This is a genomic window from Streptomyces sp. NPDC058812, from assembly GCF_042744565.1.
Classification (GTDB): Bacteria; Actinomycetota; Actinomycetes; order Streptomycetales; family Streptomycetaceae; genus Streptomyces; species Streptomyces thinghirensis.
Genome location: NZ_JBHYOB010000010.1, coordinates 105,651 through 131,460, shown reverse-complemented (window position 1 = coordinate 131,460; position 25,810 = coordinate 105,651). Strand labels below are relative to the sequence as shown.

The window sequence follows — 25,810 nt, the reverse complement described above, 5'->3', positions numbered from 1 at the left end:
GTTATTTCGTGATCAGACATCGCTCAACTACTGCGGCGATGAGAACCCATACGGAGGAGAACGGATCTCGTGCCCCCACACGAAACTGTCGGCAACTGCATCGCTGAGCCCGCCAGGGGCCGGGTGCCACAGCACTACGTACACAAGACGAATGCCGCTGAGGTCTATCTCAGGAGCTGGACCGGGTTCGGCGAGGACCGCTTCCAGATAGAAGCGCTGTGGCCGGACGCCCACCCGTTCTACCGGGTGGCGGACAGCCTCGACCCGCTGCTCCTCTCCGAGACGATCCGGCAGACCTTCCCCCTGCTGTGCCACGCCGCGTACGGGGTGCCGCTCGGCGACCAGCTCATCTGGGAGCGGTTCTCCTACCTGATGCTCGAACCCGCCGACGCTCCCGCGAGCGGGCGGGACGTCGACCTGCACGTGCGGTGCTACGACATCTCCTACCGCGGCAGCCGCCCCACCGCACTGTCGATGTGGGTGACCGTCACGCGGGGCGGCGTCCCGGTCGCCCGGGCCGAGACCCGGTTCGCCGTGATGGCCAAGCGGGTGTACCAGCGTCTTCGGGGCGCGTACGCGGACATCCCCACGGCGATGTCGAGTGCCGTGCCTGTGCCCCGCCCCGTTCCCGGGCGTCCCGCGAGGTTCCACCGCGCGAGCACCGATGATGTGCTCCTGACCGCTCCGGACGCGGACGGCGCGCAGTGGCTGCGTGTCGCCACCGACCACCCCGTCTTCTTCGACCACCCGGTGGACCACGTACCGGGGATGCTCCTGCTGGAAGCCGCGCACCAAGCGGCGATAGGGGCGAGCAGCGCCCCGAATCAGGGCGGGACGGGCGGGCCGGGGGCCGAAATCCTGTCGCTGTCCTGCGATTTCAAGCGCTACGTGGAGCTGGACTCCCCCTGCGCGCTGTTCACCGAGGAGCTGCCCGTGGACGCGTCCGGGAACCGGCGGACGGCTGTCAAGGCCGTGCAGAACGACCTGGTGGCCTTCACCGCCGAACTCTCCACCACCGCGCCCTCGACCCCTACGACACCCTCCCTCCAGCAGGCGCCGTGTGGAGCCGCGGGAGCGTCACGAGGCGGCGCCCTGTCATGACACGCCGGTTCGGGGGATCTGGCCAGCCGCCGCGGCACCCGTCCGCGGCGCGCCTTTCCGACATCAGCCTGCGCCATCTGAACGCCTTCCTCGCCGTCGCCGACGCGCTGAGCTTCACGGACGCGGCCAACCGGCTCTCCAGCAACCAGCCCGCGCTGACCCGCTCCGTCCAGCGCCTCGAAGAGCACATGGGCCTGCGCCTGTTCCACCGCACGACCCGTCAGGTGTCGCTGACCCCGGCCGGCGAGAAGCTCCGCGAGGAACTCCTGCTCCTCCTACCCCTGTTCGAGAAGGCCCTGCGGCCCGAGAGCACCGGCGCGCCCCTGCGCCTCGGCTTCTCCTGGCTGCTGCCGGACGTCTGGGTCCACGACGCGATCAACAGGTTCGAGGAGGAGACCCGGGTACGCGTGGAGCTGAAGGGCCGGGACGACATCGGCGCCGGGATCGCGACATCGGCGCTGGACGTGGCGATCCTGCGGGGACACGCGCACCGGGCGGGCATCCGCGCGACCAGGGTCAGCAGTGAGCAGTACGTGGCGGTGGTGCCCAACCGGCACCCCCTGGCCGCACGGAGCCGGCTGGACTGGAGCGAACTCGCCGAACACACGGTGATCGTCAACGAGGCGGTGGGGCCCGTCACGGAGGGCGACTGGGGGGTGAAGCTGCCCCGGATCGCACTACGGTGCCACAACTTCGACGAGTGCATCGAGTCCGCGGCCGCCGGCAAGGGCCTGGGCGTGGTGCCGGAGCTGGCGCTGCGGCGGACGGTGCACCCGTCGGTCACCTTCGTTCCGCTGCGGGGCGGGCCCCGGGTTCCCGTCTCGCTGATCCAGCCGGTCCAGGGGAGCCATCCGCTGGCCGGACGGTTCGTCCGCATCGCCCAGGAGATCCTGGCACCCGGCTACCGCCGGGACTTCCCCCCGGGGATGCGGCACGCCCGCCCCCTCGCCCGCTGAGCCCCGACACCCGCGGTAGGGAAACCCGCTGTGGGGGTGCCGACCCTCCGGTCGGCACCCCCACAGGCGCGCTCTCGACCTGCGGCTAGGGCCTACCCGGCGGATCACGCCGCAGACGCGGGGTCTGGCACGCCCACCTGCGGCGTTGTCGTCACTCGCCGACTCCCCCACGCTCGACTGCGCTCGCGGGGGCCCCATCGCGTCGACTCCCTCCTCCACCTTGCGTCTGGACGCACCAGTCCCCGCTCACCTGCGCCGATCAGGCGCCGTGCCCTTCCTGGGACCTGATCCGCCGGACAGGCCCTAGCTAGTTGTGCCGCCCCGCTCGGGCGGAGCCGCCGCTCGTGCGGGCCCGTTCCAGGACGGCCGGGTTCACCGCGTGCTCGGGCCGCTCACCCGACAGCACGCGCAGCACCGCCGACACCGCGTCCCGGCCGGCCCGTCCCTGGGCCTCGTGGGTGCCGGCGCCCAGGTGGGGGGTGGCCAGCACGTTCGGGAAGTCCAGGAGGGGGTTGCCCACCGCCGGCTCGATCTCGAAGACGTCCAGCGCCGCCCCTGCCAGACGCTCCTCCTTGAGGGCGACCGCCAGGGCCGTCTCGTCGACGATTCCGCCGCGTGCGGTGTTGACGAGCAGCATCGACGGCTTGGCGAGGCGCAGTTCCCGGTCGCCGATGAGCCCGGTCGTGGCCGGGCTCTTGGGCAGGTGCACGGTGACGACGTCACTGCGGGCCATCAGCTCGTCGAGGTCGGTCAGCGTCACCCCCACGGACCGCGCGTGGCTCTGCGGAACGTAGGGGTCGTACGCGATCGCCTCGACGTCGAAGGCGGCCAGCCGGCGGGCGACCAGGGTGCCCACGTGGCCGAGTCCCACGATCCCCACGGTGCGGCCCGCCAGTTCGATGCCCTGATGACGGGACCTCTCCCAGCGCCCGGCACGCAGCGCGGAACCGGCCGGCACCACATTCCTCATGTGGGTCAGGACGAGCCCGATCGTCAGCTCGGCGACACTGAGGACGTTGGACAGGGGCGCGTTGGCGACGAGGACGCCGTGCCGGGTGGCCGCCTCGACGTCGACGTTGTCGAGGCCGACGCCCGCCCGTGCGACGACCCGGAGCCGGGGTGCGGCGGCCAAGGCGGCCTCGTCGACCCGCGTGCCGCTGCGGATGAGCAGGGCGTCGGCCTCGCGGAGCGCCGTGTGCAGGGCGACCGCGTCGCGGCCGTCGCACGTCCTGACCTCGCAGGCGTGCAGGTCCTTCAGGGTCGCGGGGTCCAGTGGGTCGGCCACGACGACAACGGGCTTGCGCACAGGCTGTTTCCTTTCGTACGGGCGGGAGGCGGAACCGATGAGCGGCGAGGGCCTCCGCCGGCCGGGGACGGACCCGCCGCGACGGTCGGTGTCACGCGGGGGCGGGAGCAAACGTGCGAGGCAGCGACTCGGATTCCCAGATGGCGTCGAGCGCGCGGGCGAATCCCGCGATCTCGTCGTCACTGTGATGGGGCGTGGGAGTGACCCGCAGCCGCTCGGAACCCACCGCCACGCTCGGCGAGTTGATCGGCTGCACGTAGTAGCCGTGCTGGTCCAGCAGCCGTCGCGCCACGTGCTGGCACTTGACCGCGTCCCCGACCAGCACGGGCACGATGTGGGCCGCCTCCGAGACGACCGGGATGCCGTGGTCGCGCAGCAGCCCCTGCAGCAGGGCTGCCTTCTGCGCCAGTTGGGCACGTTCGAGTTCGGACCGCTTGAGGTGGCGCACCGCGGCCAGCGCTCCGGCCGCCACGGCCGGCGGCAGCGACGTGGTGAAGATGAAGGCCCCGGCGAAGCTGCGGATGGCGTCCACGACGGACGCCGGGCCCGCCACGTATCCGCCGGCGGTCCCGAACGCCTTGGCCAAGGTGCCCTGTACGACGTCGAACCGGTCGGCGATGCCGAGTTCGGCGGCCTTTCCGGCGCCGTGCGGGCCGTACATGCCCACGGCGTGCACTTCATCGAGGTAGGTGAACGCACCGTACTGCGCGGCGAGTTCCGCCACCCGCTGCAACGGGGCGACGTCGCTCTCCATGGAGTAGACGCTCTCCAGCGCGATGATCTTGGGCAGCGAGGGGTCCGTACCGGCCAGCAGCTCCTCCAGGTGATCGACGTCGTTGTGCCGGAAGATGTGCTTCTCGGCACCACTGTGCCGGATGCCGGCGATCATCGACGCGTGGTTGAGCTCGTCCGAGAGCACGACGCAGCCCGGCAGCCTGCTGCCGAGAACCGTGAGCGCGGCGTCGTTCGCCGCGTAGCCGGAGGGGAAGATCAGCGCCGACTCCATGCCGTGCAGATCGGCGAGTTCACGCTCCAGCTGCACGTGGTAGTGGTTGTTGCCGGAGATGTTGCGGGAGCCGCCGCTGCCCGCGCCCGTCTCGTCCACGGCCTTCTTCATGGCCTCCAGCACCAGGGGGTGCTGACCCATTCCCAGGTAGTCGTTGCTGCACCAGACGCTGATCCTCCGGCCGTCGCCGGGGCCGAACTTCAGCGCCGCCGGGAAGGCACCCGCCCGCCGCTCGATCTCCAGGAAGGTGCGGTACCCGCCCTGTTGTTTGAGGGCGTCTATCTGTGACGAGAAGAAGTCTACGTAGCCGAACATGAAATCTCCCGTGAACGTATTGCGACGTCGATTGCTTGTCGCGCCGCACCGAACCTAGAGGGATTCGGGCGCGCAGGGAAATACCGAATCCACAACCTCATGGGATATCCGTATAACAAGAGGTCACAGAGGGGTCGGCGTCAGTTATTCACGAACTGCATAGGCGGGGCGGGACTGCCATTTCTCTTTCATTCCGCAGGCTTCTAAAGTCTCTCGACATGAGTTCCCAGGACGACTTGAAGCCGCGCTCGGCAACGGTGGAGGACATCGCGGAGCTGGTACGTCTGCGGGCCTTGCTGCTCAGTTCGGGGACCGCGGTGTACGCGGCGCGCGACGAGGCGGAGGACAAGGCGTGGAAACGGGACTACCGCGCCTGGCTCGGCCGGGTTCTCACGGCGGCCGACGACCAGGTGTACGTCGCCGTGATCGGCGAGCCGGGTGAGCTTCTCGCCTGCGCCGTCGCGGTCGTGGACCAGCGCGCCCCCACGGTGCGCTGTCCCAGCGGGCGTTCGGGCTGGGTGCAGGCCGTAGTGGTCGATCCGGCTCTGCGGCAGCAGGGCCTGGGGGGCATGGTCATGGACCACGTGCTCGGCTGGCTGCGCCGGGCCGGCGCCGACGCGGTGGCCCTCCAGACGACAGCCGTCGGCGCACCCCTCTACCGGAAGCTGGGGTTCCAGCCGTCCGGCGAGGAGCTTCTCGCACGCCCTCTCGGAGGAGACCAGACATGAGAGTCCTGATCGTGGGTCTCGGCTATGCCGGAACCCGGTTCCTGAACGCGTTCTCCCGTACCGCCGCGGAGACCGAATTCGCCTACGTGGGCCGCAGCCCGAAGGAAAGTTCGCTCCCCTACTACGATTCCACGACCCGGGCCCTCGCAGAATTCCGGCCCGACGTGGTGGTCGTGACGGTGCCGGACATGGCGCATGCCGAGATCCTTTCGGAGCTGGACGGTTATCGGGGGTTCGTACTGGCGGAAAAGCCCTTGGCGCTGCCCGGCGAGAACCTGGGGGAAATCGAGTCCCACCTGCGCACGGTCTCCGGATTCTGCATGGACCTGGTGGAGCGGTACTCCGACGCCACCCGGGCTCTGCGCGCCCACGTCCTGGAGCGGGACCTGCGGCTGGTGCGGGCGCACTTCACCTGGGGCAAGGACCGCATCAACGACCACCGTCCGACCAGCGGAGTCCAGAGCGAGGTGATCCACCCGCTGGACCTGGTCCAGTGGATCGCCGGCCGCGGCGCCGGCCTGGAGCTGGAATCCGTACTCGGCACCCGGTCGGACTTCTCCGTGTCGGGCGACGCCGTGCTCGACAGCGTCGCGCTGTCCGCACGCCTGGACGCGGGCAGGGTCACCGGATACAGCAGCTTCGTGAACATCACGCGTTCGCGTGCGATCGACTTCGTCTTCCGCGACCCGCAGGGGGAGTTGACCTACGCCGGCGCCGTGTACGACACACCCGCCTGGGACGCCGACCGGCTGCGCGTGTGGCGCCGGACGTCCTCGGGCGACGAGGTGATCCGAGAGGTCGACACCCGCGAGGAGCCCGTACCGGACGAGGCCCGCACCATCGTGAAGCTGAGCCGCATGGCCGAGGACGTCACGGAGTTCGTGGTGCGGGGCCGGCAGCCCGCCTCGCCCTTTCCCGGGCTGGCCGACGCACTCTCCCTCCAGCGCCTGCTGAACACGATGGACGCGCAGGTGAACTCGGCGGACCCGGTCACCTACTTTCCGGCAGGGCGCACGGTGCTCCAGGAAGCCGACCTGGAACGCCTGGGCTGACGAGCCCCGGCCACCACCGCCTCCGGCCGTCACCTCGAGCACCCTTTCGTCACCCCTCATCACCCCTCATCACCCCACGCAGAGAACCCCACACAGAGAGACACAGGGAGACACCATGTGCGGAATAGCAGGCTGGGTCAGCTACGCCCAGGACGTGCGCCTGGACCAGGGCACCCTGGAGGCCGTCACCCAGACCATGGCCTGCCGCGGCCCCGACGCCGGAGGCATGTGGACGGACCAACACGCCGCCCTCGGACACCGCCGGCTTTCCATCATCGACCTGGACGGCGGCAGGCAGCCCATGGTCGCCGACAGCGACGGCCGCGAGCTGGCCTGCCTCACGTACAGCGGCGAGGTCTACAACTTCAAGGAGCTGCGCGCGGACCTGATCTCCCGGGGCCACGCGTTCCGTACCCGCAGCGACACCGAGGTGGTCGTGCGGGGCTACCTCGAATGGGGCGAGGGCATCGTCGACCGGCTCAACGGCATGTTCGCCTTCGCCCTGTGGGACCTGCGCACGCAGACGCTGCTGCTGGTGCGCGACCGCATGGGCGTCAAGCCGCTCTACTACTTCCCCACCGCCGACGGCGTGGTGTTCGGTTCGGAGCCCAAGGCCCTCCTGGCCCACCCCTCGGTGCCCCGCCGGGTCGGCCAGGACGGTCTGCGCGAGATCCTGGAGATGGTGAAGACCCCCGAGCAGGGGATCTTCAGCGGCATGTACGAGGTGCGTCCCGGTCAGTTGGTGCGGGTCGACCGCTCGGGCCTGACGAAGCGCACGTACTGGGCGCTGGAGGCCCGCGAGCACACCGACGACCTGGCCACGACGGTGGACACGGTCCGGGGCCTGCTCGAGGACATCGTCGAGCGTCAGACCGTCTCGGACGTGCCGCTGTGCTCGCTGCTCTCGGGCGGCCTGGACTCCTCCGTGATCACCGCGCTGGCCTCGCGCACCCTCGCGGGCCGGGGCGAGGGCCCCGTCCGCTCCTTCTCGGTCGACTTCGAGGAGCACGGCGCCGAGTTCGTCGTCGACCCGGTGCGCGGCTCCTCCGACACCCCGTTCGTGCACGACCTGGTCAAGCACGTGGGCGCCGACCACAGCGAGATCATCATGAACAGCAGCGAGCTGGCGGACCCCGCGCTGCGGGCCAAGGTCCTCCAGGCGCTGGACCTGCCGCCGGCGTACTGGGGCGACATGTGGCCCTCCCTGTACCGCCTCTTCCAGTCGGTCCGGGAACGCTCCACCGTCGCGCTCTCCGGCGAGTCCGCCGACGAGGTGTTCGGGGGCTACCGGTGGTTCTTCGACAACGAGGCGGTCGGCGCGGACACCTTCCCCTGGCTCACCTCCGCGACGGGGAAGTACTTCGACGGCAAGTCGCTCTTCGACCCCGGTCTCATCCAGAAACTGGACATGCCGGGCTTCCTCAAGGACAGCTACGCCCAGGCGATCTCGGAGACCCCCGAGCTGGCCGGCGAGGACGCCGTCAACCGCCGTATGCGGCAGATGAGCTACGTGAACCTCACCCGCTTCGTGCAGACCCTTCTGGACCGCAAGGACCGCATGAGCATGGCGGTCGGTCTGGAGGTGCGCGTCCCGTTCTGCGACCACCGGCTCGTCGAGTACGTCTTCAACACCCCCTGGGAGATGAAGTCGTTCGACGGACGCGAGAAGAGCCTGCTGCGCGCCGCCACCAAGGACCTCCTGCCCGAGTCGATCGTGCAGCGGGTGAAGAGCCCCTACCCGACCACCCAGGACCCGGCGTACGAGCTCGGCCTGCGCGCGTCCCTCCACGAGGTGCTCGCCGACTCTTCGTCCCCGGTGCTCCCGCTGCTCGACACCGCCGCGACCAAGGCCCTGCTGGACCGTCCGGTCGGGGACATGAGCGCGCAGTACGACCGTTCGGGTCTGGAGATGGCGCTGGGACTCAACTCCTGGCTCTCCGCCTACGACATCGAACTGGCCCTCTGACCTGCGGCTCCACCTGCCGCCGCACGGCACCCACAGCCCCGGCGCCCGCCCCCGCGCGAGCCCCCGTCAGTCGCGGGGGCGGGCGTCGGCCGAGGTGTAGCCGAACTTCACGGCGAAGCCGAGAAGCTGGTCCAGCAGGCCGGGAAAGCGTGTCTCCAGCTCCTCCAGGCGCAGCGAGTTGTAGCAGCGGGTGCCCTCGGACCGCACCCGCAGCGCGCCCGCCTCACGCAGCACCTTGAGGTGGTGGGTCATCGTCGACTTGGCCAGGGAGCCGCCGAGTTCGCCCGCGGTGCGCTCGGCGCCGTCCGCGAGCGCGACGGCGATGCCCAGACGGGTGGCGTCGCTCAGCGCGAACAGAACGTCGGGCAGGCAGACGTCTTCGATCTCCGGGTGGAAGTAGTGGCGCACTCCTCAAGAATCGCACAACCGCTCACCCCACCTCCTGCTCCGTCCTTGTCGCAGGTGGCCGGAATCCATCGTTCCCGTTTGCCCTGCCGCACCCGCCCCCGTCAATGTACCGATGTTCCGATGTACCAGAAGTTTCGAACAATGGGGTATCAGTGAAACTCGTCTACCTGCTCGGCCTGGGCGCCTTCGCGCTCGGACTCGACGCCTACGTCACCGCGGGTCTGCTGCCCTCTATCGCGGCAGACTTCGACGCCACCGTCTCTTCCACGGGCCAGATGGTCACCGCCTTCACCCTGGCGTACGCCATCGCCTCCCCGATCTTCGCCACGCTGCTCTCCGCCTCTCGCGTACGCACCGGACTGCTGGCCTCCCTGGCCGTCTTCTCCCTGGCCAACGCGGGCTCGGCGCTCGCCACTTCGCTCCCCGTGCTGCTGATCACCCGCGCCTTCGCGGGCGTCGGCGCGGGCCTCTACCTCGCACTCGCCGCGGCGGCCGCCGCCTCGCTCGTCGAGCGCGAGCGCCGGGGCCGCGCCCTCGCCGTGATCATGGGCGGCATGAGCTCGGGCACCGTCATCGGCGTGCCCGCCGGCGTCTACATCGCCCAGCACACCAGTTGGCGCGCCACCCTGTGGCTGGTCACCGGCATCGGTGTCGTCTCCCTCGTCGGACTGCTGCTGCGACTCCCGCAGCTCCCCGCCACCGAGACGGTGAGCCTGCGCCAGCGCGCCCAGGTGGTCACCGACCCCCGCGTCGCCTCGGTCGTCGGGGTCTCCCTGCTCGCGGCCGTCGCCAGCCTCGGCCTCTACACGTACTTCGTCCCGGTCATGGCCACCGGCGCGATGGGCAGCGTCGACAACATCACCCCGTACCTCTGGGCCTGGGGCATCGGCGGCGTACTCGGCAGCGTCCTCGTCGGATCCCTCGTCGACAAGGTCCGCCGGCCCGCCACCCTGGTCGTCGGCATCCTGGCGATCCTCACCCTCTCGCTGCTCGCCTTCCGGATCACCGCCTCCATCACCCCGCTGCTCGCGCTGATCCCCATCGCGGTCTGGGGCGCGGTCGGCTGGGCACTCCAGGTCCCCCAGCAGAACGACCTCCTCGCAGCGCGCGGGGAGCGCGGCGGCCCGGTCGCCGTCGCCCTGAACGAGTCCGCCCTCTACCTCGGCAGCGCGATCGGCTCCGGCCTCGGCGGCGCGGCCTTCGCCTTCGGCTGGAGCGGCTCCGTACTCCCGCTCTGGGCGGCGGGCTTCGCGGCGGCCGCGCTGCTGCTCCAGCTCACCGCGGTACGCGCCGCGGCGAAGAAGCCCGCGGCCTCCACCGCACCGAGCACCGCATCCGCGGCGACGTCCGCAACATCCACGACGGACTGAGCGCACCGCCCCTCCTCCGCACAGGGAGGCACCGGCCACCGAGGAAGGCGTTCTCCCCCGGTGGCCGACCGGGAGCGCCCCTCTCCGGCCCGGGTGGTGGAATCGGTCAGACACGGGGACCTTAAAAGTCTCTGGCCTTCAGGGCCATGCGGGTTCGAACCCCGCCCCGGGCACCGCGGACATCTCAAGGCCGAAAAGGCTCCATGCCCTCATGGGGCGATGTCGGACAGGCTTCGGTTGAGTGCGCTGTCGGGGCGGCCGGTCAGCTCCTCCCAGGTGCCCTCTTCGGTGATGCGTCCGGCTTCGAGGACAGCGATGCGGTCGGCCCGGCGGATGGTGGCGCGGCGGTGGGCGATGACGACGGTCGTGCGGCCTTCCTGGTGGAGCGCGGTGGCGAGTTGGGCGTCGCTCGCGTTGTCCAGGTGGGCGGTGGACTCGTCCAGTATCAGGACTCTCGGCCGCGCGAGGAGGGCGCGGGCGAGGGCGATACGGGCCCTCTGGCCTCCGGAGAGGGTGGCGCCGCGCTCGCCGACCGGAGTGGGCAGCGGGGCGATCCGGTCGACGCCGCACAGGCGGGCCGTCTCGGCCAGGCGGTCGTCGTCGGCCTCGGGGGCGGCGAGCCGCAGGTTCTCGGCGAGGGTGCCGTGGAAGAGGGGCGTCTCCTGCCCCACCAGCGCGACGGCGCTCCGGAGCTCGGCGTCGCCCACCTCGCGCAGGTCGATGGGGTCGCCGTCGGCGGGTACCAGCTGGATCTCGCCCTCGGACGGGTCCCAGAAGCGGGCCAGGAGGTGGGCGCAGGTCGACTTGCCGGCGCCCGAGGCGCCGACCAGGGCGAGCGTCTGCCCCGCGCGGACGGTCAGCTCGACGCCGTCGAGGACGGGACTGCCGCCGTAGTCGAACCTCACCTGGCGCAGCCGGACGCCCAGCGGGCCGGGAGGAAGCGGGCGGGGCGCGGCAGGCGGCGGGGCGAGCGCGGGAGCCTTGACGGCCGCACCGACGCGGGATGCGGCGGCACGCAGGGACACGGCCTGGCTCAGGGACCGGGCCGACTCCGCGACGGGCCCGAGAACGGCCAGGGCCAGCGCCATCGCCGCCGGCGCCCACGCGCCGTGCAGCCGCCCTGCGGCCATGGACTGCGCCGCCGTTGCCACCACGCCGAGGACCGCCCCCACGATGAGGAGATCGCGGACCGCGGCGGCGAGGGCCTCCCACGTCGCCTCGGCGCGCTGGGCGTCCCCCAGCCGTCGTCCGCGCTCCGCCAGCCGGCGTCGGCGTCCGGCAAGGGTGCCGAAGGCCAGCAGCTCACGCAGTCCGTCGACGATCTCCACCGTGTCGGCCGACAGCGTGGCGTTGGCCACCCGGGTGCGGGCACCGCGTACCGCGCGTCCGCGCGCGTCGGCGAAGGGAGCCGCGGCGAGCAGGGCCGCGACCGGCAGCACTGCCGCGAGCAGCCACGGTTCCACCGCGGCGAGGACCGCCGCACCGCCGGTGAAGACCGTCCCCGCCGCCAGGAGTTGGGCGGTGGTGTGGGCGTAGAAGAACTCCAGTGCCTCCACGTCGGCCATGGCGGTGGCGGCGAGGTCCCCACTGCGTCGGCCCGCGACTCGGGCGGGCGCTCTTCGGGCGAGCCCGTCGAAGACGCGTACGCGCAGCGCGGCGAGTACCCGGTACGCCAGGTCGTGCGAGAGGTCCATCTCGCGCCAGGTCGTCAGCGCTCGTAGGAGGACCAGGGCGGCGAGTGCGGTGACGGTGCCTGGCGAAGGGGCCTTCGTGTCGACGACGGCTGCGCCCACGGTGTGGGCGGCCAGCGTGACCAGCGCGACGAGGGAGCCTTGTTCGAGGAGTGCGGCGGCGCAGGTGCGGACCGTCATGGCTCGGTGCTCGGCGAGGGCGGGGAGCAGGGCGCGCAACGAACCTCGTTCGGGCACGCCCGCTTCGGTCGTGGCGGAGTCGATGGCGGGGTTCATGCGGCGAGTTCTCCTCGGTGGGTACGTCCGGCCTCGACGAGTCGGGCGTAGACGCCGCCGGCCTCGACCAGGCCGGCGTGGTCGCCGATGGCGTCCAGCCGTCCCGCGTCGAGGACGACGATGTGGTCGGCGTGCTGGACGGCGGCGAGCCGGTGGGCGATCACCAGGACGGTGCGGTCGCCGGCGGCGTTCAGCAGTGCGCGGACGATGTCCGCCTCGCGGCGTTCGTCGACCGAGCTGGTCGCCTCGTCGAGGACGAGCACCGGGGCGTCCGCCAACAGGGCTCGGGCGAGCGCGAGCCGCTGTCGCTGCCCGCCGGACAGGGTGGCGCCGCGTTCCCCGAGCACCGTGGCGTAGCCGTCGGGGAACGCGGCGATCTCGTCGTGCACCCCTGCGTTGCGCGCCGCCGCGGTCAGGTCCTCGTCCGTGGCGTCCGGCCGGGCCATGCGCAGGTTGTCGGCGATCGTGGCGTGGAAGAGGTACGTGTCCTGCGACACCACAGCGACGCCCTGCCGCAGCGCGTCGAGGGAGTACTCGGTGGTGCGGCGCCCGTCGAGGGTGATCCGACCTTCGTCCGGGTCGTGGTGGCGCAGGAGCAGGGCGAGCAGGGTGGACTTGCCGGCGCCCGACGGGCCGACGATCGCGGTGGTGCGTCCCGCCGGCGCGGTGAAGGAGACACCGCGGAGGGCGGGGGCCGACGCGCCGTCATAGGCGAACCGGACGTTGTCAAAACGGAGTTCAGGGGGTGCCGGCCAGTCCGAGGGTGTCGTCCCGGTGTCACGGACCGCGGGCTCGGCGGTGCGCAGCGTCGCGATCCCGTCCGCGGCCGACACACCGAGGTATCCGGCGTGCCACTCACGAGCGAGGTCGCGGACCGGCCGGAAGCATTCGGAGGCGAGGAGCAGCACCAGGTAGGTGCCGGTCGCCGAGGTGGACCCGCTGACGGCCGACCAGCAGGCGAGGAGCGCGGCGGCGGCTGTGCCACCCTGAATGGCGAGGTCGGTGATGCCGGTGTCGACCAGGGAGACGCGGAGCTTGGCGACGGTCGCCCGGTGCAGCGCCGCCGAGCGCTTCTCCAGGCGTTCGCGGGTGCGGCCGACCGCGCCCGCGGCACGCAGAGCGGGCATGCCCTGCAAGGCTTCCAGGTAGTCGGCGCCCAAGCCTTCGTACGTGTCCCAGTGCTCCTTGCCGCGGGCGGCGAGGAGGCGGTCCCAGGCACGGGGGCCGCCCAGGGCGAGCAGCAGGGCGGGGACGAGACCGAGCAGAGCCGTCGGTTCCACCACGGCCAGGACGGCGAGGACCAAGGGCGGCACGATCAAGGTGATCAGGAGCTGGGGCAGGTAGCGGGAGACGTAGGCGTCGACGCCCTCCACGCCGTCGACGAGGGTGGTGCGGACGGCTCCGGCGCGTGCGGTCGTCAGGTGTGCGGGACCCAGCCTCCCCAGGTGGGACAGGAGTTCGTCCCGCAGTGTGACCCTGACCTCGGCTCCGGCGCGAGTGGCCGTCCGCCGCTGCCACGTGCCGAGTCCGGCGCGGCCTGCCACGACGGCGAGCACCCCGATGAGCAGCCATGGGAGTCGTCCAGTGTGGCCGCGGGCCAGGTCGGCGAGCGCGAGGGCCAGCAGAGCGGCCTGCGCCAGGTGGGTGAGGGTGACGGCGACTTGCAGCAGGGTGGCGGCGAGCAGGAGGCGCCGTGCGCGTCGGACGGCGCGGCGCAGCTCGGGGTGGACGATCACGAGGTGTTCTCCTCTTCGGCGTGGAGGGTGCCGAGGGCCAGTCCGTGGACGATCCAGTCCCGGCCGGGTGTGGCGCCCAGTGCGGCACCGAGGTCCGCCTGCTGCCAGGACCCCACGGGCCGGGCGGTCAGACCGTGGCGGCGGGCCGTGACGTGGGCGAGATGGACGGCGAATCCGGCCCGCAGGTGGGTACGGCGGATATGAGGTGTGTCGGCGTCCGCGGGGCAGCCGCGGGCGAGCAGGACGGCACCCGCGTCCGCGATCCATGCCTGGCCCGCCGCCCAGGCCGCGAGCGTCGGGCGGGCCTCGCCGGCGGCACACCGGCGCAGTGTCGAGCCGTCGGGAGCCAGTTCCATCAGGCCGGGTCGTGGGGGGCCGACGGCGGCGCACCACCGCAGCTCACCGCCGCCCGCACGGGTGCTGGTGATGAGAACGGCCCGCAGCGCGTCCGGGGCCGGGGCGCCCGGCAGCGGCGGCGGAGTGCTGCGGCGGGCCAGCAGCTCATCAGGTGTGGGCGCGCTCGCCGACGGCTGGGAGTACAGGAGGCCGTCGAGCCGGTGCACCGATCCGTCGGCCCGGTGCACCGGGCCGGGCGGGGGCACGTGTACGGCGGCGAGGGGCCGCTCGGAGCTCCCGTCCATATGGAGTCCGGGCTCCCCCGCGCCCAGCGCACGGACCGCGAGGAAGAGCGCGGCGGCGGCGTGTCCGGTGTCGAGGAGCAGCAGCGGCCAGGCGCGGTGACCGTAGTGGGAGACCGTACGCCGTGCGGTGACGGAGAGTTCGACGGTCACGCCCGGCAGCGTGCCGTCGGGTTGTCCGCCGAGGCGGTGGACACGGTGACGCAGCGGGTCGTAGCCGTAGCGGCCGGGCGGCAGGGAGCAGCCGGCGCCGACGACGAGTTCGGTGTCCACCGGGTGCAGCGCACCGGCGGAAGGGGTCGGGCGCAGCCGTCCCGAGCCGTCCGACGCGGCCAGGGACAAGCGCAGCAGGGCCTGCAGATCGAGCTCGGCCGGGTCGGCTTCCGGGATCGGCCGCGGCGGTCCCGGCCAGGCCGGGACCGCCGGCCCCGCGGGTGTGTCGGGGGCGGGGCGCCGCGCGGAGCGGGCGCGCCCAAGAGCGGCGGCGAGGTCCACCGGACGGCCCTCCACAAGGTGGTCCGTGTCCACCGAGCGCCCCTCCCCCAGGTGGTCCGTGTCCCCCGGGCAGCCGTCATCGAGGCGCGCAAGGTCCGCCGAACCACCGTCACCGAGGCGCCTCACGTCAGCCGAACCACCGTCACCGAGGCGTTCGGAGTCCTCCGGGCGGTCCTCGGGGCAGTGGTTTCCGTCCGTCGGTCGGTCGTGGTCGAGATGTTCCACGGCGGTCCTCACATGTGCGGCGGAGGCGCCAGCGTGAAGTCCTCGGGCGCGCCCGGCGCGGTCGTACGCCAGCCCCGTCGCACGGCGGCCTGGGCGAGCCGCGGGCAGCCGAAGTAGCCGAAGGCGGCGGGGGCGTTGGGAAGGAGCCCGGAGACGAGGACCCGGGCCACCCGCAGGGACGTTTCAGCGACGTCCTCGGTGGTCAGATCGAACGTCATGACCCGGTGGCCGCCCGCGCGCAGCGCGTTCTCCAGGCGCTCGCGGCTGCCGGGCTCGACCGCGTCGACGGAGACGGTGCCGTGGGCGGGTTCGGAGAACCGCCTGGCCTCGGCCGCCATCCGTTCGTCCAGCCAGACCTGCACGTGCGCGCCCAGGTCCCGTACCTGCTCGAACCACTGGCCGCACGCGTCGAGATACCGGCCGTCGGCGCGGTGCTCCAGGTAGAGGCCGCGGGCGAGCAGTCCGGCCTCGACGGCTTGGAAGACCCAGCCGTCGGAGGCGGTCAGGCCCTGGGTGAAGACCCAGGTGTGGACCGCTTCGAGTACCGCCTTGCGGGCTGCCTCGGCCGGATCGTACTTGCAGGCGAAACCGGCCGCGTACAGGCCGAGAGCCGGGTCGTGGACCAGCGCGGCCACGCACGGGGCGAACTCCGAGGGCATCTCGACGAGGTGGACGTCGAGCCCGGATCCGGCGAGGTCGTCCATGAGACCGGGCACGCTGGCCGGGTCGATGCCGCGGGTGGGTCCGTCGAGGTGCCACCACAGTTCCAGGGCGTCGCGTTCGACGACCTCCAGCAGGCCGCGTTCGACGGCGTCGTCGAAACCCTGCCCGGTGGCTATGCCGGCGTAGTTGAGGTGGTGGGTGCGGGGCAGCTCGCGCAGGTCGCCCTGGCGCCAGTTGAGGTGGGTGAGGGCGGCGGGTGCCCAGACCTCCGTCGTACGTCCGTCGGGCAGGCGCTCGGTGCCGCGCGTCCACAGCGACGGGGTGTCGGCGGTGAGCGGGCGGTAGGGGAACTTCTCCCGGCTGTACTGCCACGGCGCGTAGGCGGGCAGGTCGTCGGGGCCGTAAAGACTCAGGCCCTTCTCGGCGAGTTCGGCGGCTGTCGCGCGCAGGGGGGCGTCGGGGTGGCCGGGCGGGGGCACGCGGTTGCCGCAGTACCGCTCCATCCCTTCGGCTATCGCGGCGACCCGGGCTTGCTCGGGGTCGCCGAAGGTGGTGCCGAGGGAGACCCGGTCGGCGGGCCACAGGCCGAGTCTGCGGGCGTCGGACATCTCGGCGGTGAACGCGGTGTAGCGGGGCGGGGCGCCCGCGGGGTGTTCGACGGGCTTGACCGCGCGGACGATGCCGCAGACGGGGTCGACGAGTGCTTCCAGCGGCAGCGCCGTCATCGCAGGATCTCCTTGGCGGGATCGGTGGAGGTGGGGCGGGAGGGGAGGACGTTCAGGGTCAGCGTCACGCTCGTCGGGTCGACCTCCCGCCGGGAGGCGAGGAGCCGCTCGGCCGTGACCGGGTCGTCTCCGGTGTGGGGGTTGCGGGCGTGGGCCGGGAAATGGTGTCCGGCGATCTCGACCCTCAGCCGCGTGCCGGCCCGCAGCCGGCGCGTGAGCCGACCGAGTTCGACGGTGAACTCGGCGTGCGGGGCTGCCGGCGCCTCGCTGCGCAGGACGCCGACGGCGAGCCGCTCGGCGATCCCTTCCGGTGTGAGGGCGACAAGGCGGACGGCCCAGTCGGCGGACGGGGTGTCGGCGGTGGCCCGTAGCCGTACCCGCACGGGCCCGACGGCGTCGAGCGGACGCGGGAGCGGCGGGGTGGCCAGCAGGCAACGGTCGGGGACTCCCCCGGTGGGCACGGTGAAGTCGTCGGAGCGGACGGGGCGGTCGGGGTCGGCGGTGAAGACGGAGCCGCGCAGCAGTCGCAACGGCTGCGTGCGCGGTTCGCCTTCGGTGCCCGCGGGCAGCCACAGGTCGCCGCCGCTCAGCGCCAGTGCGCCGTGGCGGCCGGCAGCGAGGCTCCCGGTCAGGGCGCGGTGTGCCCAACGCGCGTACAGCTCGCCGAGGACCACCCGGTGGGCGGGGCCGGCGCCGGGCCCGGGCGCGGAGACGAGACCGTGGCCCCAAGGACCGAGCAGCAGGCGCGCCGAGGGCCCGCCCCAGGTGCGCCACAGGGCGACGGTGTCCTCGGTGAAGTGATCGTGGTGGCCCCCGACCGCGAGCAGGGGCACATCGGCGTGCGCGGCCCGGGACACGAGTCGGCCGCGCTCGCGTCGCCGCCACAGTCCCGCCCAGGAGGGCAGGCTTCGTCCCAGCCGGTCGGGGAGGCCGGTGAGGGGCAGATGGGTGAGCAGGCCGGGATCCGCGGCGAGGGCCTTCTCCAGCGCGCCCTCGTCCGAGTCCGGCCGGTCGCCGTGGGCGGCCCACCACCCGGCGCGGGCCAGCAGCCGTTCCACGCCGGAGGGTTCGCGCGCGGTCTCGGCCGCGCCCAGCGCGGGCACGGCGGCGATGACGGCGTCCGGCCGGACCTCCGCCTCCCCGGGTGCTTCGAGGGCGAGGACGAGGGCGCAGTGGGCGGCGTAGGAGGCGCCGACGGCGACGAACCGGCCGTCGCTCCACGGCTGTCGCCGGACCCATCGGGCCGTCACCGCCCCGTCGGCGGCCTCGTTCTCGTACGGACGCCACTCCCCCGGCGAAGCGAACCGGCCCCGGACGTCCTGGACGACGGCGGCGAACCCGCGACGGGCCCAGCCGCGCGCCTCGGCCAGGTGCCGGGCACGGTCGTACGGGGTACGGATGAGGACGGCGGGAAAGGGGCCGGCGCCGTCGGGGAGGCGCACGTCCGTGGCGAGACCTCCGACAGCCGCACGGAAGGACGTCATCCGTCCTTCCTCGGCATCGATGCGACGGCGGGCACCGGCAGGACGGGGTGCTCGGTGACGGTCAGCGTGCGCAGGTCCACGTGTCGGAGTCGGCGCCGTGCCGGCAATCCGGCCGTGTCAGGGGTGTCGGTGGCCCACCGGCCGAGATCGTCGGCCAGCAGAGCCGCGAGCAGCGCGGCGGCGGGAACGGTGAGCCGCACCGGTGCGCTCGACGTACGAGGCCCGCTCCAGTAGGCGGACAGTTCGCGGTGGGCGGGGGTGGCGGCGAGCCGACGGCCCCGTACGTGGGCGGCGGTGACGTCTCCGGAGGCGGCGGCGAGGGGCTCGACGTACGCCTGCCAGCCCTCCCGGTGGCAGCGCAGCCAGGCGACCCCGTGCTCGGGCAGCCGGTCGGCGGCCTCCCACAGCCCGTCGGGTACCGGACCGTCCAGGCACCACGCGACAGCGGCGGGGTCTCCTTCGAGCAGGTCCTCGATCTCCAGCGGCGACGCGTCGGGGGCGGTCACGGTGTGTGTCGTTCGGGGTTCGGCGCCCAGGGCGGACAGGTGCGCGGCCAGCGGTCGGGTCAGTGCCGGGTCGCCCAGCAGCCGGATGTTCCGGCGGTCGGCGGGCCACCGCGGAGGCTGCGGCTCGTCCGCCGCCAGGTAGCCGGCCTCCTCGAATGCCCGGACCACACGGTGCAGTTCCTCGTCCAGCGGGGCGGCGTCGGCGCCGGAGAGCAGGGAAAGCAACGCGCTCTCGTCCGCTTGCCGTGTCCGGACGCTGAGGAACTCTCCTTCGCTGGTGCGGACGGCGAGACCCCGCCCGGGCACGGCGACGACTTCGACTCCGGGTACGAGCCGGCTGCGGGACACGACGATCTCCTGACGACAGGGGCTGGGATGGGCGTGGGCCCGCCCGTAAGGCAACGGGCGGGCCCACGGTCGAGGGTGGTGAGGCCCTCGCTTACTCCTCGGTGTCCTCGAAGGGGTTCTCGACGAGCGCGTTGGAGTGGGTGGCCGAGGCGTGGGCCAGCTGACCCGGGTCGGCGATCGGAGCGAAGATCTGCTCGTTGTCCATGAACTCTCCTTGTTCATAAGGGAGATGCGGCGTTCGGTCGAGCGCCGCGACCGACACTAATGGAATCGATTTTCATTTCCTATTCAGAGAGAGGGTGATCTGGGTAACACACGGGCCAGCCGCCCTCGGGGTCCCGGCCCACCCGGCCGGCCACCTTCAGCACGTCCGCCAGCAGCCCCGGCGTGACGACCTCCTTCGGCGCCCCGTCGGCGACCACGCGGCCTTCGCGCAGAGCGACGACGCGTTCGGCGAACCGGGCGGCGTGGGCCAGGTCGTGCAGCACCATGACCACGGTGAGCCCGCGCTCCTCGCGCAGGCGGACCACCGTCCGCAGCACGTCGAGCTGGTGGTGCAGGTCCAGATAGGTGGTCGGCTCGTCGAGCAGCAGGACGCGGGTGTCCTGGGCGAGCGCCATCGCCAGCCGCACCCGCTGCCGCTCACCCCCGGACAGCGCGTCGACGTCACGGTCGGCCCATTCCTCCACACCGACGTCGCGCAGCGCCCGGTGCACGACGGGATCGTCACCCTCGCGCAGCATGCCCAGCGGACCCCGTGCCGCGTACCGCCCCTGTCGCACCAGGTGGCGGACCGTCATCCCCGGTACGGCGGGCGCCGACTGGTGCAGCAGCGCGACTCTCGCGGCCGTGGCCCGCCGGGAGAGCCCGGCGAGGTCGTCCCCGCCGAGCAGCACACGCCCCCGGTCCGGCCGCAGCAGCCCGGCGGCCAGCCGCAGCAGGGTCGACTTCCCGCAGCCGTTGAGGCCGATGAGTGCTGTCAGCTCACCCGGCCGGACGGCCAGGTCGACGCCCCGCAGCACGGGACGTCCGGGGTAGCCGAAGTGGGCCCCCTCGACGTGTATTCCCATGGACTCGCTCATGGTGGTGCTCAGTCCTCCGTCGACTCTCAGAACGTACGGCCGGGCGCGCGGCGCACGACGACCAGCAGCAGGGCGGCGCCCAGGCAGGCGGTGAGCGCCCCGACCGGAAGCGTGAGCCGTCCGGCGTCCAGCGCCTGGGCCAGCAGCCGCGAGAACAGCTGCGCCGCGGCGTCCGCCCCGCACACGACGACCGCTCCCATCAGGGCGGAGCCGGGAAGACTCGTCCGCAGGTCCGCGCCGAAGACGGCCACGGCGAGATGCGGGACGAGCAGTCCCACGAAGCCCAGCGCTCCGACGGCGGCCACCGCACCCGCCGTCAACGCCACCGCGCACAACAGGGCGAGGGTGCGGGCACGCCGGGCGGCGAGTCCGGCGGCCAGGGCGATGTCGTCACCGCAGCGCAGCAGGGTCAACGGCCCGGCAAGCAGCCAGGCCGCGGCCCCCCAGGCCAGGGCCCATGGCCACAGCAGGTGCCAGTGTTCCCACACCCGGCCCTCCGTGGTGCCCACCAGCCACTGCACGACGCTGCCCAGTTCGCCCGGCTCCACGAGCAGCACCATGGCGGTGAGTCCGCCGAGCACCGCCGACACCAGGACTCCATGCACGGCGGTCTGGGCGGGGTCGCCGCTCTGGCGGCCCGCGAGCAGCCAGAGCAGCAGCGCTCCGACGCATCCGCCCGCGCACGCGGCGAGCACCACGGCCAGCGGCGAGTCCCACCCGGCGAGTCCCAGAGCCGTGGCGGTGACGGCCCCGAGGACCGCCCCCGGGGTCACCCCTGTCACTTCGGGCCCGGCGAGGGGGTTGCGCAGCGCGGACTGCAGGATCAGCCCGGCCACGGCGAGGGACGCGCCCGCGCCCAGGGCCACCAGCAGTCGGGGCAGCCGTAGCTGCAGGAGGATGTGCCGTTCCGTCGCGTCCCCGCCGCCACCCAGCACGTCCCAGACCGCACCCGGCGACATGCCGCGTCCGGCCACCAGTTCCACCCCCGCGCACACGACGGCCAGCGCCGCGAGGGCCGCGAAACGCCGGCTCACCGTGCGTTCTCCGTTCCGGTCTTCGCTACGGGGAGTGGGGAGCCGCCGCGGGCCCCGGGCGCGCCGTGCGGCACCGGCCCGCGCGTCGAATCGGCCTGCCTTCGCCCACCGGTCCGGCCCCGGCGGCGGTCTGATCGCATCAGGGCGACCCCGGCCGGGACCCCCAGCAGGGCCGTCCAGGCGCCGGCCGGGGTCTCCACGGGTGCCAGCGCCAGCCGGGCGGGGAGATCGGCGACCGTCACGACGGCCGCACCCCACGCGGCGGACCACGGCAGCCAACGCACCGCTCCCGAGGCGGGGTTGAACCACCGGGCCAGGTGCGGGGCGAGGAACCCCACCCACGCGACGGGCCCGCACACGGCCGTGACGGGCGCGATCAGCACGACGGCGATGGCCAGCGCACCCAGCCGGGCCCGCTGGGCCCGTACGCCCAGCGCCTCGGCGTCCTCGTCGCCCAGCCGCATCACCGACAGCACCGGCGCACACAGCACGAGGGCGGGGACCGCGACGAGCAGCCACGGCCACAGCCCCGCGACATCGTCCCAGGTCCGGGCGGAGAGGGACCCCAGCAGGTAGCGGTAGATGAGCTGGAGGTCGAGCTGGTCCGCCATGACCATCAGGACGAGCAGCGCGGCCTGCAACGCGGCCGCGACCGCGGCGCCGGTCAGCAGCACCGCGGACGGGCTGCGCCCGAGCCCGGCGGCGAGCAGCGTCAGCCCGCCGCCGAGCGCCGCTCCGCCGAGGGCGAGCACGGGCTGGACCGCGGCGGGCAGCGACAGGGTCAGCACCAGCGGCGCGGCCACGCCCAGCGCCGCCCCGGAGGAGACACCGAGCATTTCCGGCACGGCCAGGGGATTGCGGAGCGCCTCCTGGAGCACGAGCCCCGCCGCACCCAGACAGGCTCCGGCGATGAGCGCCAGCACCAGTCGTGGGACGCGGAGTTCGGTCACCACGATCCCGGCGAGCGTGGTGTCCCCGTCCAGCACCGCGCCGACGAGCCGGTGCGGTGGGACGTAGGGGTTACCGAGGCACAGTGCGCAGGCCGACGCGGCGAGCAGCACCCCGATCAGCAGGAGGGGCTGCCACCTCCGTTCAGTCGGTGAGAGCCGCCGGGCCCTGCCCGCCGGGCCGTCCGCCGCAGTGGGCGCCGAGGAGGGCGCCCTCACCGCAGCGCGGCCGTGGCCTCGTCGAGGACGATGCCCATCGAACGGGTACCGCGCCCCTTGGCCCACACTTCCGAGTTCACCTCGTGGACGTCGCCGTTCCGCACGGCCGGGATCTTGCTCCAGAGGGGGTTCTTCGCCAGCTTCTCCGACAGCTCGCCGTCCGCGTCACCGAAGCTCATCGTCTCGACGAACAGCACATCGACGCCTTGGGCGAGTATCTCTTCGAGGCTGTAGCTGCCTTCCACGCCGCGGGACTTCCACGGGTACTCGGCGATCTTGGGGAACAGGCTGGCGGTCACATCACCCTCCGGCGTCGCGACGCCGAAGTTCTCGTCGCTGCCGTAGATGATGAGGGCGGTCTTGTCGCTCGGGGCCTTCTCGGCCTTCGCGAGCTTGGTCCGGAAGGCCCGTTCGGCCTTCTCCCCCTCCGCGGTGCGGCCGGTGAGGGCTGCGGTGTCGCGCAGGTAACCGACACTGTCCTCCCACGTCTCGGGCTGCATGGCCCAGAACTCGGTGGCGCCCTTCAGCGCGGGGGCGAGCTTGCCGTGGGTGTCCCCAAGCCCGATCACGAGATCCGGCTTGTGGGAAAGGATCGCCTCCGCCTCCGGGGCGATGAATCCGCCGGGGACGACGTCGACCTTCTCGGCCTTCCCCTCCCCGAGGAAACCGGGGTGGGCGAGCAGCGCGCTGTTGGTGGCCGTCGGGACGATGCCGAGTTCGGTCAGGATGTCGTCGCAGAGCGCGAACAGGCAGACGATCCGCTTCGGTTGCTCCTCCAGGGAGACCTTGACGCCGTTCACGTCGGTCAACTCGGTCGCCGCCTTGATGGGTTCGACGGTGACGTCGGTCTTCGCGGTGTGCCCGGCCTTGCCGCTCGCGGGCTCGTCGGGGGTCGAGCCGCAGCCGACCAGGACGGAACCCACCACAGCCGCGGTGAGCCAACTACGGACGAATCTGGACGGTGCGCGCAGCATCAATGCCCTCGCTTCTCCTTCAGGGACCCCGAACGCACCGAACATACATGATAATCGTTTTCACCAAATACTCCTGGAGGACCCATGAACGCTGCCGCTTCCGCACTGCTCGTCTCCGACCACGTGGCCGGCTCCGTGTACGCCCTGACCGTGCCGGACGGCACCGTCACAGGACGCCTCACCGGGCGCCATCTCTCCGAGCACGCCGGGTTCCTGGCGCTGCCGGGAGGGCGGGTGGCCTGTGTGGACGACCGCCGGGGGGAACTGCTGGTCCTCGACCCGTTCGGCGCCGAGCTCGTGGAACTCGCGGTCCCCGTCGCCGTCCCGGCCGAGCACCTGGCCTGCGATCCGTCCGGTCGCCGACTGGCCGTCACAACCGGCCTGGGCGAGAACGCGGAACCGTGGTCGGACCTTCTGACGGTAGTCGACCTGGCCACCGGAGAGGCGGCTCGCGTACGCACACGCGTGGGCGAACCAGGCGCGACAGTACTGGGCGGCGGCGATCCGCTCGTCGTACTGCGGCACCGGGAACCGGGCGCGCTGGCGGTCCACCGGTTCGCGGATCTCCTCGCGGCTCCGCCCGGCTGCCCCGCGGTCACGCCTCATGCGCTCCTGCCCCTGCCGGACGACGGGCACGGTGACGCGCAGGACCCGGGATCGGGGCAGGTGTTCGCGGCCACGGGCACGGGAGTGCACTCGGCGCGCAGGAAGGGTGACACGCTCGTGGCCGGGACGGTGATTCCCTGGGAGTCGCCCGCGCGGGGCTGGTACCTCCGCCTCGACACCCGTCGGCGGGCGCTGTGGACCACGCTGCGCGGGGGCCCTCCGGACCCGTTGCGGTGGCCGGACTGGACGAACCAGGCATGGTTCCACGAGTTGGAGACGGGCCGCACCCTCCTCACCGAACTCGGTCCCGGTCTGGTCTTCCGGCTGGCGCTCGCCCGGCACGACACCGCCTTCACCCGCATCCACCCCGACGGCGACGAACTGGTGCTTCTGGGGGCCGACGACACCCTTCGCCGCGTCCCGCTCCCCGCCATGGACGGCGCGCCGCGGCGCGGCGGCACCCCCTGGGAGGGCGTGGAACGCCGAGCGGTGGCTGCCTCACCAGGCTCCGACTGGGTGGCCGTCACCCGCGGCGGTCACGGCGAAGTGCACCTGGTCGACTCGGAGACGGGACACGAGGCGACCCGCCTACGACTGAGCACTCCGCTGCATCACGGCGGCCACGTGATGCTGATCAGCCGGAACGACGGCGCCGACGGCGATCCCGTGGGCCGTTGACGGGGCACGGCCGGCGGGGCTGCCGACCCAGCACTCCCCCGGCGCGGTACTCAGGTCCAACGTGTACTTGAAGATCACACCGTCCTTCGTGATCAGCGCGAGCCTCTCGGGTTGTTGGAGGTCGCCTGCCGCAGGATTTCGGCGGGCGTGAACCACTTGGTGCTCTTCCTGGTCGCCGGCGACCGGCGCATCGCCCTCATCCAGGCCCGCCTCGCCCGGCTCCTCGCCCGGCTCCTCGCGCCGCTCGCCGCCGTACGCGTGGTCGAGCCGCCGTGCGATGCGGTACCTGTGCGGGAAGCATTGTGGTGGCATCGGGTGCACACCCACGACGCGGCTCACATCCGGCCGCGGGAAACACCGGGCCGGCAGCGGCCTCCGGCGGCGGTTGCGTACGGACCGGGCTGCGAGCAGGGGCTGCCGTACTCGGGCGTCCTGGGTGCTCCGCGTGCCGAGTGCCGTGCGGGGCCTCGGACGCGCGCCGGCCACCGTGTCCCGCACCGTCCGCATCGTGGGATCGGGCGGCCTCGGACCGCCCCATCCCACGACGCGAGGACTATGCTGCTGTGGAGACGTCCCAGACCCCGGCGGCATTCTGTTGCTGATCACGGATGGCTGCGGAAGCGGATCCTTCGTCCGCCACCCGGCGCATCCCTGGAGGGAACTGCGCGGGCCTGCTGTGCAGGCTGTGGACCGGCCGCTGTTCCACCTCCGCCGAACGCACATCCTGCCGACAGCGCGCCCGGGAACAAGAGATCCGACACCGTCGCGCCCGCTGCCGGACAGTCTTCCGAACCGAGGCGTCATGCCCCTTCCACAGCTCGCCGTCCACCGCCATGACCGAGGGGACCGGACACTGATCACCCTGGCCGGTGAGATCGATCTCGAATCCGTGCCGTTGGTGCGCGCAGCCCTGGAGCGGTGCTTGCGGGACGGCATCCGCAGCATCGACGTCGACCTCACCGCCGTCAACTTCTGCGAATGCAGCGGCCTCAACGCCTTCCTTCGTGCGTCGCAGCAGGCCACCCTGGCCGAGAAGACCCTGCGACTGCATCATCCTCCGGCGATGCTGGCCCGGATGCTCGACCTGACCGGCTGCGGCTTCCTCCTCCTGGGCCTCCCGTTCGGCCAGTCGTCGCCTCCTCTCGGCGACACCCCTGCCGTATCCCGCTCAGCCCCGCCGCACGAGTCCGTCCCGACGATGCCCGCCCTCTCGGGCGGCACGGGATGACCGGCCGCCGGCCGGCCGGGACAGCCACGGAAGCCCGAGGGGGCGGC

At 72.6% G+C, this 25,810-nt stretch carries 22 protein-coding genes, 1 tRNA gene and 1 pseudogene; 10 read left to right on the top strand and 14 right to left on the bottom strand.

Translation table 11 applies throughout. The features are described 5' to 3' along the window. Positions 1 to 69 precede the first annotated feature (69 nt). Both ACFW48_RS22090 and ACFW48_RS22085 read left to right on the top strand, forming a co-directional pair. On the top strand, positions 70 to 1,101 hold the full coding sequence (locus ACFW48_RS22090) for a ScbA/BarX family gamma-butyrolactone biosynthesis protein (RefSeq protein ID WP_386317047.1): 1,032 nt from the start codon (positions 70 to 72) through the stop codon (positions 1,099 to 1,101). Then, positions 1,098 to 2,057 carry a LysR family transcriptional regulator gene (locus tag ACFW48_RS22085; protein WP_386317044.1) on the top strand — a complete coding sequence of 320 codons (960 nt, stop codon included), beginning with the start codon at positions 1,098 to 1,100 and terminating at the stop codon, positions 2,055 to 2,057. The genes ACFW48_RS22090 and ACFW48_RS22085 overlap by 4 nt, the downstream gene beginning before the upstream one ends. A 307-nt stretch (positions 2,058 to 2,364) precedes the next feature. On the opposite strand, the gene ACFW48_RS22080 is transcribed toward ACFW48_RS22085, so the two are convergent. Together ACFW48_RS22080 and hemA are read right to left on the bottom strand one after the other, a co-directional pair. Then, the gene (locus ACFW48_RS22080) at positions 2,365 to 3,363 is read right to left on the bottom strand and encodes a hydroxyacid dehydrogenase (RefSeq protein ID WP_386317042.1); all 999 of its coding nucleotides are present in this window, start codon (positions 3,361 to 3,363) and stop codon (positions 2,365 to 2,367) included. A gap of 91 nt (positions 3,364 to 3,454) precedes the next feature. Then, positions 3,455 to 4,684 carry a 5-aminolevulinate synthase gene (gene hemA / locus ACFW48_RS22075; RefSeq protein WP_386317040.1) on the bottom strand — a complete coding sequence of 410 codons (1,230 nt, stop codon included), beginning with the start codon at positions 4,682 to 4,684 and terminating at the stop codon, positions 3,455 to 3,457. A gap of 218 nt (positions 4,685 to 4,902) precedes the next feature. Between hemA and ACFW48_RS22070 the strand changes: the two genes are divergently transcribed. The 3 genes from ACFW48_RS22070 to asnB all read left to right on the top strand — a co-directional run bounded on the left by ACFW48_RS22070 (position 4,903) and on the right by asnB (position 8,430). Continuing rightward, a complete protein-coding gene (locus ACFW48_RS22070) occupies positions 4,903 to 5,412 on the top strand; it encodes a GNAT family N-acetyltransferase (RefSeq protein WP_386317039.1) in 510 nt (169 codons plus the stop codon). Next, positions 5,409 to 6,464, top strand: a complete 1,056-nt coding sequence (locus tag ACFW48_RS22065) for a Gfo/Idh/MocA family oxidoreductase (RefSeq protein ID WP_386317037.1) — start codon at positions 5,409 to 5,411, stop codon at positions 6,462 to 6,464. Before ACFW48_RS22070 ends, ACFW48_RS22065 begins: the two co-directional genes overlap by 4 nt. Before the next feature lie 115 nt (positions 6,465 to 6,579). Further along, a complete protein-coding gene (gene asnB / locus ACFW48_RS22060; RefSeq protein ID WP_386317036.1) occupies positions 6,580 to 8,430 on the top strand; it encodes an asparagine synthase (glutamine-hydrolyzing) in 1,851 nt (616 codons plus the stop codon). Positions 8,431 to 8,496: 66 nt separating this feature from the next. Here asnB and ACFW48_RS22055 read toward each other — a convergent pair whose 3' ends face one another. Beyond that, complete coding sequence (locus tag ACFW48_RS22055) at positions 8,497 to 8,838, bottom strand: ArsR/SmtB family transcription factor (protein ID WP_386317035.1); 342 nt, start codon at positions 8,836 to 8,838, stop codon at positions 8,497 to 8,499. Positions 8,839 to 8,990: 152 nt separating this feature from the next. Between ACFW48_RS22055 and ACFW48_RS22050 the strand changes: the two genes are divergently transcribed. Together ACFW48_RS22050 and ACFW48_RS22045 are read left to right on the top strand one after the other, a co-directional pair. Next, positions 8,991 to 10,208 carry an MFS transporter gene (locus ACFW48_RS22050; protein ID WP_386317033.1) on the top strand — a complete coding sequence of 406 codons (1,218 nt, stop codon included), beginning with the start codon at positions 8,991 to 8,993 and terminating at the stop codon, positions 10,206 to 10,208. An 87-nt stretch (positions 10,209 to 10,295) separates the two neighbouring features. After that, positions 10,296 to 10,381 (top strand) — tRNA-Leu (locus ACFW48_RS22045). Between the two features lie 36 nt (positions 10,382 to 10,417). Here ACFW48_RS22045 and ACFW48_RS22040 read toward each other — a convergent pair. The 11 genes from ACFW48_RS22040 to ACFW48_RS21990 form a co-directional block, all read right to left on the bottom strand. Then, the gene (locus ACFW48_RS22040; protein WP_386317031.1) at positions 10,418 to 12,175 is read right to left on the bottom strand and encodes an ABC transporter ATP-binding protein; all 1,758 of its coding nucleotides are present in this window, start codon (positions 12,173 to 12,175) and stop codon (positions 10,418 to 10,420) included. Continuing rightward, complete coding sequence (locus ACFW48_RS22035; protein WP_386317028.1) at positions 12,172 to 13,911, bottom strand: ABC transporter ATP-binding protein/permease; 1,740 nt, start codon at positions 13,909 to 13,911, stop codon at positions 12,172 to 12,174. Before ACFW48_RS22035 ends, ACFW48_RS22040 begins: the two co-directional genes overlap by 4 nt. Further along, positions 13,908 to 15,077, bottom strand: coding sequence for a SagB/ThcOx family dehydrogenase (locus ACFW48_RS22030; RefSeq protein ID WP_386317027.1), 1,170 nt, complete (start codon positions 15,075 to 15,077; stop codon positions 13,908 to 13,910). Before ACFW48_RS22030 ends, ACFW48_RS22035 begins: the two co-directional genes overlap by 4 nt. A gap of 200 nt (positions 15,078 to 15,277) precedes the next feature. After that, positions 15,278 to 16,657, bottom strand: coding sequence for a YcaO-like family protein (locus tag ACFW48_RS22025; protein WP_386317025.1), 1,380 nt, complete (start codon positions 16,655 to 16,657; stop codon positions 15,278 to 15,280). Beyond that, entirely contained in the window at positions 16,654 to 18,141 is a 1,488-nt protein-coding gene (locus tag ACFW48_RS22020; protein WP_386317023.1) for a CocE/NonD family hydrolase, read from the bottom strand. The genes ACFW48_RS22025 and ACFW48_RS22020 overlap by 4 nt, the downstream gene beginning before the upstream one ends. After that, entirely contained in the window at positions 18,138 to 18,995 is an 858-nt protein-coding gene (locus tag ACFW48_RS22015) for a hypothetical protein (protein WP_386317021.1), read from the bottom strand. Before ACFW48_RS22015 ends, ACFW48_RS22020 begins: the two co-directional genes overlap by 4 nt. A 91-nt stretch (positions 18,996 to 19,086) precedes the next feature. Beyond that, positions 19,087 to 19,200 (bottom strand): streptamidine family RiPP, encoded by a 114-nt coding sequence (gene amiA / locus ACFW48_RS22010; protein ID WP_240449975.1) that lies wholly within the window; start codon positions 19,198 to 19,200, stop codon positions 19,087 to 19,089. 79 nt (positions 19,201 to 19,279) lie between these two features. After that, positions 19,280 to 20,077 carry an ABC transporter ATP-binding protein gene (locus ACFW48_RS22005; RefSeq protein WP_386317018.1) on the bottom strand — a complete coding sequence of 266 codons (798 nt, stop codon included), beginning with the start codon at positions 20,075 to 20,077 and terminating at the stop codon, positions 19,280 to 19,282. Between the two features lie 26 nt (positions 20,078 to 20,103). Then, positions 20,104 to 21,111, bottom strand: a complete 1,008-nt coding sequence (locus tag ACFW48_RS22000) for a FecCD family ABC transporter permease (RefSeq protein WP_386317016.1) — start codon at positions 21,109 to 21,111, stop codon at positions 20,104 to 20,106. Then, positions 21,108 to 22,169, bottom strand: coding sequence for a FecCD family ABC transporter permease (locus tag ACFW48_RS21995; RefSeq protein ID WP_386317344.1), 1,062 nt, complete (start codon positions 22,167 to 22,169; stop codon positions 21,108 to 21,110). Before ACFW48_RS21995 ends, ACFW48_RS22000 begins: the two co-directional genes overlap by 4 nt. 104 nt (positions 22,170 to 22,273) lie before the next feature. Beyond that, positions 22,274 to 23,251 (bottom strand): ABC transporter substrate-binding protein, encoded by a 978-nt coding sequence (locus ACFW48_RS21990; protein ID WP_386317014.1) that lies wholly within the window; start codon positions 23,249 to 23,251, stop codon positions 22,274 to 22,276. Positions 23,252 to 23,335: 84 nt separating this feature from the next. On the opposite strand from ACFW48_RS21990, the gene ACFW48_RS21985 reads away from it, so the two are divergent. The 3 genes and pseudogenes from ACFW48_RS21985 to ACFW48_RS21975 all read left to right on the top strand — a co-directional run bounded on the left by ACFW48_RS21985 (position 23,336) and on the right by ACFW48_RS21975 (position 25,763). Then, a complete protein-coding gene (locus ACFW48_RS21985) occupies positions 23,336 to 24,535 on the top strand; it encodes a hypothetical protein (protein ID WP_386317011.1) in 1,200 nt (399 codons plus the stop codon). Positions 24,536 to 24,700: 165 nt separating this feature from the next. After that, positions 24,701 to 24,901: pseudogene (locus tag ACFW48_RS21980) on the top strand (LysR family transcriptional regulator); the annotation flags it as partial. Positions 24,902 to 25,337: 436 nt separating this feature from the next. Beyond that, entirely contained in the window at positions 25,338 to 25,763 is a 426-nt protein-coding gene (locus ACFW48_RS21975; protein ID WP_386317009.1) for an STAS domain-containing protein, read from the top strand. Positions 25,764 to 25,810 lie beyond the last annotated feature (47 nt).

What these genes read in the sequence shown, in the direction of transcription:
- asnB (WP_386317036.1), top strand. Translation starts at nt 6,580, where the DNA reads ATGTGCGGAATAGCAGGCTGGGTCAGCTACGCCCAGGACGTGCGCCTG.
- ACFW48_RS22025 (WP_386317025.1), bottom strand. Translation starts at nt 16,657, where the DNA reads ATGACGGCGCTGCCGCTGGAAGCACTCGTCGACCCCGTCTGCGGCATC.
- ACFW48_RS22040 (WP_386317031.1), bottom strand. Translation starts at nt 12,175, where the DNA reads ATGAACCCCGCCATCGACTCCGCCACGACCGAAGCGGGCGTGCCCGAA.
- ACFW48_RS22070 (WP_386317039.1), top strand. Translation starts at nt 4,903, where the DNA reads ATGAGTTCCCAGGACGACTTGAAGCCGCGCTCGGCAACGGTGGAGGAC.
- ACFW48_RS22065 (WP_386317037.1), top strand. Translation starts at nt 5,409, where the DNA reads ATGAGAGTCCTGATCGTGGGTCTCGGCTATGCCGGAACCCGGTTCCTG.
- ACFW48_RS22005 (WP_386317018.1), bottom strand. Translation starts at nt 20,077, where the DNA reads ATGAGCGAGTCCATGGGAATACACGTCGAGGGGGCCCACTTCGGCTAC.
- ACFW48_RS22085 (WP_386317044.1), top strand. Translation starts at nt 1,098, where the DNA reads ATGACACGCCGGTTCGGGGGATCTGGCCAGCCGCCGCGGCACCCGTCC.
- ACFW48_RS21990 (WP_386317014.1), bottom strand. Translation starts at nt 23,251, where the DNA reads ATGCTGCGCGCACCGTCCAGATTCGTCCGTAGTTGGCTCACCGCGGCT.
- ACFW48_RS21975 (WP_386317009.1), top strand. Translation starts at nt 25,338, where the DNA reads ATGCCCCTTCCACAGCTCGCCGTCCACCGCCATGACCGAGGGGACCGG.
- ACFW48_RS21985 (WP_386317011.1), top strand. Translation starts at nt 23,336, where the DNA reads ATGAACGCTGCCGCTTCCGCACTGCTCGTCTCCGACCACGTGGCCGGC.
- ACFW48_RS22020 (WP_386317023.1), bottom strand. Translation starts at nt 18,141, where the DNA reads ATGACGTCCTTCCGTGCGGCTGTCGGAGGTCTCGCCACGGACGTGCGC.
- amiA (WP_240449975.1), bottom strand. Translation starts at nt 19,200, where the DNA reads ATGGACAACGAGCAGATCTTCGCTCCGATCGCCGACCCGGGTCAGCTG.
- hemA (WP_386317040.1), bottom strand. Translation starts at nt 4,684, where the DNA reads ATGTTCGGCTACGTAGACTTCTTCTCGTCACAGATAGACGCCCTCAAA.